The organism is Burkholderia sp. Bp9031, from assembly GCF_003857965.1.
In the GTDB taxonomy this organism is placed as follows: domain Bacteria; phylum Pseudomonadota; class Gammaproteobacteria; order Burkholderiales; family Burkholderiaceae; genus Burkholderia; species Burkholderia ambifaria_A.
This window is the reverse complement of sequence record NZ_QTPW01000007.1, coordinates 104,557-116,451: the sequence shown is the minus strand read 5'-3', so window position 1 is coordinate 116,451 and position 11,895 is coordinate 104,557. Positions and strand designations below refer to the sequence as shown.

At 65.0% G+C, this 11,895-nt stretch carries 12 protein-coding genes; 11 read left to right on the top strand and 1 reads right to left on the bottom strand.

Going from position 1 to position 11,895, the window contains the following annotated elements:
- Nucleotides 1–11 precede the first annotated feature (11 nt).
- Nucleotides 12–488 (top strand): transcription elongation factor GreA, encoded by a 477-nt coding sequence (gene greA / locus DIE15_RS11785; protein ID WP_057927897.1) that lies wholly within the window; start codon nucleotides 12–14, stop codon nucleotides 486–488.
- Nucleotides 489–502: 14 nt separating this feature from the next.
- Nucleotides 503–961, top strand: a complete 459-nt coding sequence (locus DIE15_RS11780; RefSeq protein ID WP_057927898.1) for a DUF4149 domain-containing protein — start codon at nucleotides 503–505, stop codon at nucleotides 959–961.
- 58 nt (nucleotides 962–1,019) lie between these two features.
- Here DIE15_RS11780 and DIE15_RS11775 read toward each other — a convergent pair whose 3' ends face one another.
- Nucleotides 1,020–1,547: a YhbY family RNA-binding protein gene (locus tag DIE15_RS11775; protein ID WP_057927899.1), complete on the bottom strand. Its 528-nt coding sequence runs from the start codon at nucleotides 1,545–1,547 to the stop codon at nucleotides 1,020–1,022.
- A 194-nt stretch (nucleotides 1,548–1,741) separates the two neighbouring features.
- Between DIE15_RS11775 and DIE15_RS11770 the strand changes: the two genes are divergently transcribed.
- The 9 genes from DIE15_RS11770 to phoU all read left to right on the top strand — a co-directional run bounded on the left by DIE15_RS11770 (nucleotide 1,742) and on the right by phoU (nucleotide 11,869).
- Complete coding sequence (locus tag DIE15_RS11770; RefSeq protein WP_124833265.1) at nucleotides 1,742–2,404, top strand: RlmE family RNA methyltransferase; 663 nt, start codon at nucleotides 1,742–1,744, stop codon at nucleotides 2,402–2,404.
- 166 nt (nucleotides 2,405–2,570) lie between these two features.
- On the top strand, nucleotides 2,571–4,466 hold the full coding sequence (gene ftsH / locus DIE15_RS11765) for an ATP-dependent zinc metalloprotease FtsH (RefSeq protein WP_057927901.1): 1,896 nt from the start codon (nucleotides 2,571–2,573) through the stop codon (nucleotides 4,464–4,466).
- A gap of 28 nt (nucleotides 4,467–4,494) precedes the next feature.
- The gene (gene folP / locus DIE15_RS11760) at nucleotides 4,495–5,436 is read left to right on the top strand and encodes a dihydropteroate synthase (RefSeq protein WP_124833264.1); all 942 of its coding nucleotides are present in this window, start codon (nucleotides 4,495–4,497) and stop codon (nucleotides 5,434–5,436) included.
- Nucleotides 5,437–5,470: 34 nt separating this feature from the next.
- A complete protein-coding gene (glmM, locus tag DIE15_RS11755) occupies nucleotides 5,471–6,826 on the top strand; it encodes a phosphoglucosamine mutase (protein WP_057927903.1) in 1,356 nt (451 codons plus the stop codon).
- Between the two features lie 450 nt (nucleotides 6,827–7,276).
- A complete protein-coding gene (gene pstS, locus DIE15_RS11745; RefSeq protein WP_057927904.1) occupies nucleotides 7,277–8,311 on the top strand; it encodes a phosphate ABC transporter substrate-binding protein PstS in 1,035 nt (344 codons plus the stop codon).
- 94 nt (nucleotides 8,312–8,405) lie between these two features.
- Nucleotides 8,406–9,392 (top strand): phosphate ABC transporter permease PstC, encoded by a 987-nt coding sequence (gene pstC, locus DIE15_RS11740; RefSeq protein ID WP_057927905.1) that lies wholly within the window; start codon nucleotides 8,406–8,408, stop codon nucleotides 9,390–9,392.
- Entirely contained in the window at nucleotides 9,389–10,282 is an 894-nt protein-coding gene (gene pstA, locus DIE15_RS11735) for a phosphate ABC transporter permease PstA (RefSeq protein WP_124833263.1), read from the top strand. Before pstC ends, pstA begins: the two co-directional genes overlap by 4 nt.
- 15 nt (nucleotides 10,283–10,297) lie before the next feature.
- Complete coding sequence (gene pstB, locus DIE15_RS11730) at nucleotides 10,298–11,146, top strand: phosphate ABC transporter ATP-binding protein PstB (RefSeq protein ID WP_057927907.1); 849 nt, start codon at nucleotides 10,298–10,300, stop codon at nucleotides 11,144–11,146.
- 18 nt (nucleotides 11,147–11,164) lie between these two features.
- Nucleotides 11,165–11,869 carry a phosphate signaling complex protein PhoU gene (gene phoU, locus DIE15_RS11725; protein WP_057927908.1) on the top strand — a complete coding sequence of 235 codons (705 nt, stop codon included), beginning with the start codon at nucleotides 11,165–11,167 and terminating at the stop codon, nucleotides 11,867–11,869.
- Nucleotides 11,870–11,895 lie beyond the last annotated feature (26 nt).

Below are 11,895 nucleotides of genomic sequence, written 5' to 3'. Positions count from 1 at the left end.
TTGAGCCGTTTATGAGCACCATTCCGTTGACAAAGCGTGGCGCAGAACTCCTGCGCGATGAATTGCAGCGCCTCAAGTCCGTCGAGCGGCCGGCCGTGATCAACGCGATCGCGGAGGCCCGCGCACAGGGCGATCTGTCCGAAAACGCCGAATACGATGCGGCGAAGGAAAAACAGGGCTTTATCGAAGGCCGTATCGCCGAACTCGAATCGAAGCTGTCCGCCGCGCAGGTCATCGACCCCACCGTGCTTGATGCCGAAGGCCGCGTGGTCTTCGCGTCGACGGTCGAACTCGAGGATCTCGAGTCGGGCGACACCGTCAAGTACCAGATCGTCGGCGACGACGAAGCTGATATCGATCACGGCCTGATCTCGGTCAGCTCGCCGATCGCACGCGCACTGATCGGCAAGTCCGAAGGTGACGTCGCGGCCGTGCAGGCACCGAGCGGCGTGCGCGAATACGAAATCATCTCGGTCAGCTACATCTGAAGCGGGGCGACGTGATGCCGCATCGCGTGTTTCGCCTGCTGTCGGCCGTGTGGGTCGGCAGCCTGCTGACGATCGGGTACGCGGTCGCGCCCGTGCTGTTCAAGACGCTGGAGCGGATGACGGCCGGTTCGGTCGCCGCTCAGCTGTTTCGCATCGAGGCGATCCTCGGCGTCGTGTGCGGTGTGCTGCTGCTCGCGCTGTCGAACCAGCAGGTGCGGCGCGGCAGCGGCGATTATCGTCGCGTGCGCTGGATCGTCGCGGCGATGGTCGCGTGCGTGCTGGTCGGGTATTTCGCGCTGCAGCCGTTCATGAACGCGCTGCGGGTGGCAGCGATGGAAGCGGGCACCGATATCGCGAACTCGCCGTATGCGAGCCGCTTCGGGATGCTGCACGGCGTCTCGAGCCTGTTCTATCTCGTCGAGAGCGTGCTGGGGCTGATGCTGATCTGGCGTCTGCCGGCGCAAGACGCCTGAACGGCCCGAGCGCCGCTCGGGCAGCGCGGCACGGGGTGTCCCGTGCCGGCAGGCAAGATTACTTGTCCTGGTGTGGCCGCTTCGTGCTGGCCTGACGCTTTTTCGCCCGCTTCACGGTGCCGCCCGCCGTCACGCGCTCGTTGCCGCGCACGACAACCTTGGTCGGCTTCGGGCGCCGCACCGGGCTCGCGTTCGGCGATACCTTGACGACCTTGACGGTGCGCGGCGCACGGCCTTTCTTGTCGTCGGCGGCTTCGGCCGCGCTCGGCAGCGCGCCGGCACGGCGGCCGCGAGCAGGGGTTGCCACGGCAGCCTCGGGCTTCCAGATCACCAGCAGCTTGCCGATGTGCTGGATCGGCGCCGCATTCAGGCGATCGCAGATCTCGTCGTAAATGGCGACGCGTTCGTCGCGCTCGTCACCGAACACACGGATCTTGATCAGCTGGTGCGCGGCGAGGTGCACCTTGATTTCCTTCAGCACGGCGTCGGTCAGCCCTTCGGCGCCGATCAGCACGACGGGCTTGAGCGCATGGGCCTGGGAGCGCAGCGCGGAGCGCTCGGCGGGGGAAAGCGAAAGGGCGGGCATGGAAATGTCGAAATCTAAATAAGGGCGCGCTGCGTCAGAAGCGAATCGCGGGAAGTTACCGCATCAGCCGCGCGCCGAAACCACGTAAAATCGCGGCTTGGGCCTCAAAAGGGGCCGCAGCCGCGCGAAGAAGACGCGTATTATCCGCCAAAAGCACGGCTTCACGAAGCAAATAGCAGCAATCTCTCTCTCGAATGGCAAAAAACCGCTTTAACCAGCACTGGCTGCACGACCACATCAACGACCCGTACGTCAAAATGGCGCAGCGGGAGGGCTATCGCGCGCGTGCCGCGTACAAACTGAAGGAAATCGACGAGCAGGACAAGCTGATCCGTCCGGGCCAGGTGATCGTCGACCTCGGCGCGACGCCGGGCAGCTGGAGCCAGTATGCCCGCAACAAGCTCGCGCAGGGCAAGAAGCGTGACGCGGAGCGCGAAGGCGGCATCGACGGCACGATCGTGGCGCTCGACATCCTGCCGATGGAGCCGATTGCCGACGTCCACTTCCTCCAGGGCGATTTCCGCGAGGACGACGTCCTCCACCGGCTCGAAGAAGTGCTCGAAGGTCGCTCGGTGGACCTTGTTATTTCCGACATGGCCCCCAACCTCTCCGGCGTGGCCTCGGCGGACGCGGCGCGCATCGAGCATCTGTGCGATCTGGCGCTCGAATTCGCGCAGAACCATCTGAAGCCGGACGGTGCGCTGCTCGTGAAATGTTTCCACGGCAGCGGCTACAGCCAGATCGTCGAAAAGTTCAAACAGCAGTTTAAGGTCGTCGCGCCACGCAAACCGAAGGCGTCGCGCGACAAATCGTCCGAAACGTTCATTTTGGGCCGGCAGCTCAAGCATCCGCGGTGACGCGGAGCGCGGTGCCGCAAACGGGCTCCGGCCCTTGCCAGGCAAGCGAATCGCTATCGCGACGGTTGTCAATGCTTATGGCAGGGGTGGTCGGACTGGATTAGAATGACCGAGGAGCGCCGCAAGGAAAATGTAGGCGCTCGTCTACGAGTGAAGGAGTGGTGCTTTGAACAACAATATGTTTTCGAAGGCAGCAGTGTGGCTGGTGATCGCACTGGTGCTGTTTACGGTGTTCAAGCAGTTCGACAAGCCCCGCGTCCAGGAAGGTGTGTCCTATTCGCAGTTCATGGACGACGCCAAGAACGGCAAGGTCAAGAACGTCGTCGTGCAGGGGCGCAACCTCACCGTCACTCCGGCTGATGGCCAGAAATACCAGATCGTGTCGCCCGGCGACATCTGGATGGTCGGCGATCTGATGAAGTACGGCGTGCAGGTCAGCGGCAAGGCCGACGACGAGCCGAACGCGCTGATGTCCGCGCTGTATTACCTCGGGCCGACGATCCTGATCATCGTGTTCTGGTTCTACATGATGAGGCAGATGCAGGGGGGCGGCAAAGGCGGCGCATTCTCGTTCGGGAAATCGCGCGCGCGGCTGATCGACGAGAACAACAACGCGGTCAACTTCTCCGACGTCGCCGGCTGCGACGAAGCGAAGGAAGAAGTGTCCGAGCTCGTCGACTTCCTGCGCGACCCGCAGAAATTCCAGAAGCTGGGCGGTCGCATTCCGCGCGGCGTGCTGCTCGTCGGCCCCCCGGGTACCGGCAAGACGCTGCTCGCCCGCGCGATCGCAGGTGAAGCGAAGGTGCCGTTCTTCAGCATCTCGGGTTCCGACTTCGTCGAAATGTTCGTCGGCGTCGGTGCGGCCCGTGTGCGCGACATGTTCGAGCAGGCGAAGAAGCACGCACCGTGCATCGTGTTCATCGACGAAATCGATGCGGTCGGTCGTCATCGCGGCGCCGGCATGGGCGGCGGCAACGACGAGCGCGAGCAGACGCTGAACCAGATGCTGGTCGAGATGGACGGCTTCGAGGCGAACTCGGGCGTGATCGTGATCGCCGCGACCAACCGTTCCGACGTGCTCGACAAGGCGCTGCTGCGTCCGGGCCGTTTCGACCGCCAGGTCTATGTCGGTCTGCCGGACATCCGCGGCCGCGAGCAGATCATGCGCGTGCACCTGCGCAAGGTGCCGATCGCGAACGACGTCGACGCAGCGGTCATCGCACGCGGCACGCCGGGCTTCTCGGGCGCCGATCTCGCGAACCTCGTGAACGAAGCGGCGCTGTTTGCCGCCCGCCGTGGCAAGCGCATCGTCGAGATGCAGGATTTCGAGGACGCGAAGGACAAGATCTTCATGGGTCCGGAGCGCAAGTCGGCGGTGATTCGCGAAGAAGCGAAGCGCGCGACGGCTTACCACGAGTCGGGCCACGCGGTGATCGCGAAGCTGCTGCCGAAGGCCGACCCGGTGCACAAGGTCACGATCATCCCGCGCGGTCGCGCGCTGGGCGTCACGTGGCAGTTGCCGGAGCATGACAACGAGACGTACTCGAAAGACTATCTGCTCGACCGCCTGGCGATCCTGTTCGGCGGCCGCGTGGCCGAGGAGCTGTTCCTGAACCTGATCAGCACCGGCGCGTCGGACGACTTCAACAAGGCGACGCAGACGGCGCGCGCGATGGTGGCCCGTTTCGGCATGACCGACGCACTCGGACCGATGGTCTACGTCGACGACGAGAGCGATAACGGCCCGTTCGGCCGCGGCTTCACGCGCACGATCTCGGAAGCGACGCAGCAGAAGGTCGACGGCGAAATCCGCCGCGTGCTCGACGAACAGTACGGCCTTGCGCGCCGCCTGCTCGAAGAGAACCGCGACAAGGTCGAGGCGATGACGGCCGCGCTGATGGAGTGGGAAACGATCGACGCCGATCAGATCAACGACATCATGGAAGGGCGTCCGCCGCGCTCGCCGAAGAGTTCGCCGGCTGTCGGCGGCGACTCGTCGGGTGGCGGCACGACCGCCGAAGTGAAGCCCGGCAATGCGCCGGCGCCTGCTTCGCCGGCCTGACTTCCGCTGTAGCACCGTTCACGGGCTGGTGTGGCTTCACACCGGCCCGTTTTGCATTCATCAACGCCTCCCGTCCGTGTCCGATTCCGCTGTTTCCGCGTTCATTCCCGCGCCGCTCCAGTGCGGTCGCTTCTCGTTGACGTTTGAGCGCCCGCTCGTGATGGGCATTCTCAACGCCACCCCCGATTCGTTTTCCGACGGCGGCCGCTTCCTCGCGCGCGACGATGCGCTGCGTCAGGCCGAGCGGATGATCGCCGAAGGCGTCGACCTGATCGACATCGGCGGCGAGTCGACGCGCCCAGGCGCGCCGCCCGTGCCGCTCGACGAGGAACTCGCGCGCGTGATCCCGCTCGTCGAAGCGCTGCGGCCGCTGAACGTGCCGCTGTCGGTCGACACTTACAAGCCGGCCGTGATGCGTGCGGCGCTCGCGGCCGGCGCGGACCTGATCAACGACATCTGGGGCTTCCGCCAGCCGGGCGCGATCGACGCGGTGCGCGACGGCAACAGCGGGCTGTGCGCGATGCACATGCTCGGCGAGCCGCAGACGATGCAGGTTGGCGAACCTGACTACGGCGACGTCGTGACCGACGTGCGCGACTTTCTCGCCGCGCGTGCGCAAGCGTTGCGCGACGCGGGCATCGCGCCGGAACGAATCTGCGTCGATCCCGGTTTCGGGTTCGGCAAGGCGGTGGTCGAAGACAACTACGCGCTGCTGGCCGCATTGCAGGACACGGCGCCCGCGCGGCCCGACGGGCACGCGTATCCGATTCTCGCGGGCATGTCGCGCAAGTCGATGCTCGGCGCGGTGATCGGCGGCAAGCCGCCGATGGAGCGCGTCGCGGCGAGCGTGGCGGCCGCGCTGTGCGCGGTCGGGCGCGGTGCAGCGATCGTGCGCGTGCACGACGTTGCGGCGACGGTCGATGCGCTGAAGGTCTGGAACGCCGTGCGCGCAGCCGCGCGGCAACGATAAGTCAGAACAGAAAGACGAAGGAGGAAGGTTCGCCATGGGACGTCGATATTTCGGCACGGACGGCATTCGCGGCACGGTGGGCGAGGCGCCCATCACGCCTGATTTCGTGTTGCGTCTCGGCTATGCAGCCGGCAAGGTATTGGCCGGCACGGCCGACGTCGCGGCGGGTGCGCGTCCGACGGTGCTGATCGGCAAGGACACGCGCGTGTCGGGCTACATGCTCGAGGCCGCGCTCGAGGCCGGCTTCTCGGCAGCCGGCGTCGATGTGATGCTCGCCGGTCCGATGCCGACGCCGGGCGTCGCGTACCTGACGCGCGCGCTGCGCCTGTCGGCCGGCGTCGTGATCAGCGCATCGCACAACCCGTATCAGGACAACGGGATCAAGTTCTTCTCCGCGGACGGCAACAAGCTGCCCGACGATACCGAAGCCGCGATCGAAGCGTGGCTCGACAAACCGCTCGAATGCGCATCGTCGGACAGGCTCGGCAAGGCGCGCCGCCTCGACGACGCGGCCGGCCGCTACATCGAGTTCTGCAAGAGCACCTTCCCGGCCGCATACGACCTGCGCGGGCTGAAGCTCGTGATCGACTGCGCGCACGGCGCCGCGTACCAGATCGCACCGCACGTGTTCCACGAACTCGGCGCGGACGTGATCCCGATCGGCGTCGCTCCGAACGGCTTCAACATCAACGACGGTGTCGGCGCGACGGCGCCCGATGCACTGGTGCGCGCGGTCCGTGCGAACCATGCGGATCTCGGCATCGCGCTCGACGGCGATGCGGACCGCCTGCAGGTCGTCGATTCGACGGGCCGGCTGTACAACGGCGACGAGCTGCTCTACGTGCTCGTGAAGGACCGGATCGCGACCGCCGGCAAGGTCGACGGCGCGGTCGGCACGCTGATGACGAACCTCGCGGTCGAGGTCGCGTTGCAGCGCGAGGGCGTGCAGTTCGTGCGCGCGGCGGTCGGCGACCGCTACGTGCTCGAACAGCTGCGCGAGCGTGGCTGGCAGCTCGGCGCGGAAGGCTCGGGCCACATCCTGTCGCTCGACCGTCATTCGACCGGCGACGGCATCGTGTCGGCGCTGCTGGTGCTCGCTGCGCTCAAGCGCAGCGGCCGCACGCTCGCGCAGATGCTCGACGGCGTCACGCTGTTCCCGCAGAAGCTGATCAACGTCCGGATGAAGCCGGGCGCCGACTGGAAGGGCAGCACATCGATTCGCGCGGCGATCGACGCGGCCGAAAGCGCGCTTGCCGGCCGCGGCCGCGTGCTGATCCGCGCATCGGGCACCGAACCCGTGCTGCGCGTGATGGTCGAGGCGCAGCATGCGGCCGACGCGACCCGTCACGCGGAAGCGATCGCCGACGCGGTGCGCGTGGCGACGAGCTAAGCCGGATCGGTGGTGGCGCGCGACGGTCCGACCGTGCGCGCCGCCCCCTCCGGTGATTGGACTTGCGGCGCCTCCGGGCGCCGCAATTCGTCAGACGCAAAGGTTTGCGCCATTAAATAGAGGGGGCTTCGGCGCGAATTTCATCCGCAGAAGAAACCATTCGACCCTCAGTCGCGGCAGCGTACAGGCAAGGGCTGGCCGTCTGCTTCCGCAGCGACATGATCGCCCGCACACCTTCGTCAGGGACTTCGGGGCGCTCCTTTCCGGCCGGCAATTCTTGCCGCCGTCCCCCGCCGCGCCGCGCCTGCGCGGCTGCCCGCGCGGGCCCGATATACCCTTTCAAGTAGTCATGTTACTGTCACGCCAGTTTCATCGATTGTCACATTATCGTCATGAGGAGCCCCTAACCTTCGCGGTGCCGTAGTCATCCGCTCACACACTGGAGGTCTCATGAAATTGATGCAAACCGCGATTGCCGGCCTGGCTGGCGCGCTTTTCGCAGTCGCCGCGCAAGCTGCCGACATCACGGGCGCAGGCAGCACGTTCGCAATGCCGATCTATACGAAATGGGCTGCAGACTACCAGCAGTCCGGCGGCGCGAAGGTGAACTACCAGGGCATCGGTTCGTCGGGCGGCCTGAAGCAGATCAATGCGAAGACGGTCGATTTTGCCGGTTCGGACGCTCCGCTGAAGGATGACGAACTCGCGAAGGAAGGTCTGTTCCAGTTCCCGACGGTGGTCGGCGGCGTGGTGCCGGTCGTCAACGTGCCGGGCGTGAAGGCCGGTGAACTGACGCTGTCGGGCCCGGTGCTCGGCGACATCTACCTCGGCAAGATCAAGAAGTGGAACGATCCGGCGATTGCCGCACTGAACCCGAAGGTCAAGCTGCCGGACACGGACATCGCCGTCGTTCGCCGTGCTGACGGTTCGGGCACGAGCTTCATCTGGACGAACTACCTGTCGAAGGTCAACGACGAGTGGAAGTCGAAGGTCGGCGAAGGCACGACGGTCAACTGGCCGACGGGCACGGGCGGCAAGGGCAACGACGGCGTCGCAGCGTTCGTGCAGCGCCTGCCGGGCGCAGTCGGCTACGTCGAGTGGGCGTACGCGAAGAAGAACAACATGGTCTACACGGCCCTGAAGAACTCGACGGGCACGGTGGTCGAGCCGAAGACGGAAACGTTCAAGGCCGCTGCTGCCGGCGCGAACTGGTCGAAGTCGTTCTACCAGATCCTGACGAACCAGCCGGGCAAGGAAGCATGGCCGGTCGTCGGCGCGACGTTCGTGCTGCTGCACGCGAAGCAGGACAAGCCGGAGCAGGGCGCGGAAACGCTGAAGTTCTTCAGCTGGGCGTTCAAGAACGGCGAGAAGGCAGCGGACAGCCTCGACTACATCTCGCTGCCGGCGTCGGTCGAGACGGAAATCCGCAAGCAGTGGAAGACGAAGGTCACGGACGCATCGGGCAAGCCGGTCGCCGCGGAGTAAGCATTGCAGCGGTTCGCTGCCCGGCCGTGCCGGTCGGGCAGTGTGTGCGGTAAGGCCGGGCGTCAAGGCGCCCGGCGATCGAGAACAGGCACCCATGTCTGAAATTTCCTATTCGTCCTCCCGGTCCGCCGACGCCGCGTCGCAACGTGCGCCGAGCCGTCTCGGTGACGTTCTGTTCGGCGGCCTCGCACGGCTTGCCGCGATCGTGACCCTGCTGCTGCTGGGCGGGATCATCGTTTCCCTGATCATTGCGTCGATGCCGACCATCGAGAAGTTCGGCCTCGGCTTCCTGTGGCAATCCGAGTGGGATCCGAACTCGGATGTCTACGGCGCACTCGTGCCGATCTACGGCACGCTCGTGACGTCGCTCATTGCACTCGTCATCGCGGTGCCGGTCAGTTTCGGCATCGCGCTGTTCCTCACTGAACTGTCCCCCGTGTGGCTGCGCCGCCCGCTCGGCATCGCGATCGAGCTGCTCGCCGCGATTCCGTCGATCGTGTACGGCATGTGGGGCCTGCTCGTGTTCGCACCGATCTTCGCCGAATACTTCCAGAAGCCGATCGGCCGCATCTTCAAGGACGTGTGGGTGCTCGGTCCGCTGACGTCCGGGCCGCCGATCGGCATCGGTATCCTCGCGGCTGGCGTGATCCTCGCGATCATGATCATCCCGTACATCGCGTCGGTGATGCGCGACGTGTTCGAAGTCACGCCCGTTCTGCTGAAGGAATCGGCGTACGGGATCGGCTGCACGACGTGGGAAGTGATGTGGAAGGTCGTCCTGCCTTATACGAAGACCGGTGTGATCGGCGGCGTGATGCTCGGCCTCGGCCGCGCGCTCGGCGAAACGATGGCCGTGACCTTCGTGATCGGCAACACGAACCTGCTCGACAGCGTGTCGCTGTTCGCGCCGGGCAACAGCATCACGTCGGCGCTCGCGAACGAATTCGCGGAAGCGCAACCGGGCCTGCATACGTCCGCGCTGATGGAACTGGGCCTGATCCTGTTCGTGATCACGTTCATCGTGCTGTCCATCTCCAAACTGCTGCTGCTTCGTCTCGAGAAGGGAGAGGGCAAGAAATGAGCGAGTCCATCATGAATTTCCCGGGGCCGAACGGCGCCGCGCTCGACGCGATGCGCAACCGCCTGCAACGCAAGCGCAAGGTCACCAACGCGATCGCGCTGACCGCGTCGCTCGGTGCGATGGCATTCGGCCTGCTGTGGCTTGTGTGGATTCTCTACACGACGGTGCATCTCGGCGTCGGCGGCCTGTCGCTGCAACTGTTCACCGAGTCGACGCCGGCACCGAACACGGAAGGCGGCGGTCTGGCCAACGCGATCGTCGGCAGCCTGCTGCTGTGCGGTTTCGGCACGCTGGTCGGCACGCCGATCGGCATCCTCGCGGGCGTCTATCTCGCGGAATACGGCCAGAAGAACCTGCTCGCGAGCACGATCCGCTTCATCAACGACATCCTGCTGTCGGCGCCGTCGATCGTCATCGGCCTGTTCGTATACGCGATCGTCGTCGCGAAGTCGGGCCGCTTCTCGGGCTGGGCCGGCGTGATCGCACTCGCGCTGCTGCAGATTCCGATCGTGATCCGCACGACCGAGAACATGCTGAAGCTCGTGCCGAACGCGCTGCGCGAAGCGGCCGTCGCGCTCGGCACGCCGAAGTGGCGCATGGTGATGAAGATCACGCTGCGCGCATCGGTCGGCGGGATCGTGACGGGCGTGCTGCTCGCGGTCGCGCGGATTGCCGGCGAAACGGCGCCGCTGCTGTTCACCGCGCTGTCGAACCAGTTCTTCTCGTGGGACATGAGCCAGCCGATGGCGAACCTGCCCGTCACGATCTACAAGTTCGCGATGAGCCCGTTCGCGGAATGGCAGTCGCTCGCATGGGCGGGCGTGTTCCTGATTACGCTCGGGGTGCTCGGACTCAACGTCCTGGCGCGCTCGATCTTCTCGAAAAAGTAACGGCGGAGCAATCCGATGAATATGGCAGAAAGCCACCTGAATCCCGTCGAGCGCACCGCTGCGCCCGCCGGCACGCAAGATGCGGCGCATGGTCGTCCGCTGGCGCCGCTGAACGCGAAGATCGAGGTCAACAACCTCAACTTCTTCTACAACAAGTTCCACGCGTTGAAGAACATCAACCTGCGCATTCCCGAAGGGAAGGTGACGGCGTTCATCGGCCCGTCGGGCTGCGGCAAGTCGACGCTCCTGCGTACGTTCAACAAGATGTACGCGCTCTATCCGGAGCAGCGCGCCGAGGGCGAAATCCTGATGGACGGCGAGAACCTGCTGACCACCAAGCGCGACATCTCGCTGCTGCGTGCGCGAATCGGCATGGTGTTCCAGAAGCCGACCCCGTTCCCGATGTCGATCTACGACAACATCGCGTTCGGCGTGAAGATGTTCGAAAAGCTCACGCGCTCGGAGATGGACGACCGAGTCGAGTGGGCGCTGACGAAGGCCGCGCTGTGGAACGAAGTGAAGGACAAGCTGAACCAGAGCGGCTACGGGCTGTCAGGCGGCCAGCAGCAGCGTCTGTGCATTGCGCGCGGCATCGCGATCCGTCCGGAAGTGCTGCTGCTCGACGAGCCGTGCTCGGCGCTCGACCCGATCTCGACCGGCCGCATCGAGGAACTGATCGCGGAGCTGAAGAGCGACTACACGGTCGTGATCGTCACGCACAACATGCAGCAGGCCGCGCGCTGCTCGGACTTCACGGCCTACATGTACCTGGGCGAGCTGATCGAATTCGGCGAAACCGAAAAGATCTTCATCAAGCCGGTGCGCAAGGAAACGGAAGACTACATCACCGGCCGTTTCGGCTGATGACGGAGAACAACAACCATGTCGGATAAACATCTGTCGAGCCAGTTCGACGCGGACCTGAATGCCGTGTCGTCGAAAGTGCTGGAAATGGGCGGACTCGTCGAGTCGCAGATCGTCGGCGCGATGCATGCGCTGAACGAATTCGACCGCGAGACGGCCGAGAGGGTGATCGCGGCCGAGGAAACGCTGAACGCGATGGAAGTCGACATCGACCAGGAGTGCGGCAACATCATCGCGCGGAGGCAGCCTGCCGCGCGCGACCTGCGTCTTCTGATGTCGATTTCGAAAACGATTACGAACCTCGAGCGCGCCGGCGACGAAGCCGAGAAGATCGCGAAGCGCGTGCGCCGCCTGATCGACGAGCCTGCCGCGCGCGCGGTGAACATCGCCGAGATCAAGATATCGGGCGAGATGGCCGTGACGATCCTGCGCCGCGCGCTCGACGCGTTCGCGCGCCTCGATACGGTGGCCGCCGCGCAGATCGTCAAGGACGACAAGGAAATCGATCAGGAATTCCGCGCGTTCGTGCGCAAGCTCGTGTCGTACATGCAGGAAGATCCGCGCACGATCTCGGTCGGTCTCGAATACCTGTTCATCGCGAAGGCGATCGAACGGATCGGCGACCACGCGAAGAACATCGCGGAGTTCATCATCTACATCGTGAAGGGCACGGACGTGCGGCACCAGCCGCGCGACACGCTCGACCGCGAAGCCAACAGTTAACGCGACCACGCACAGGAAAAGAAAGA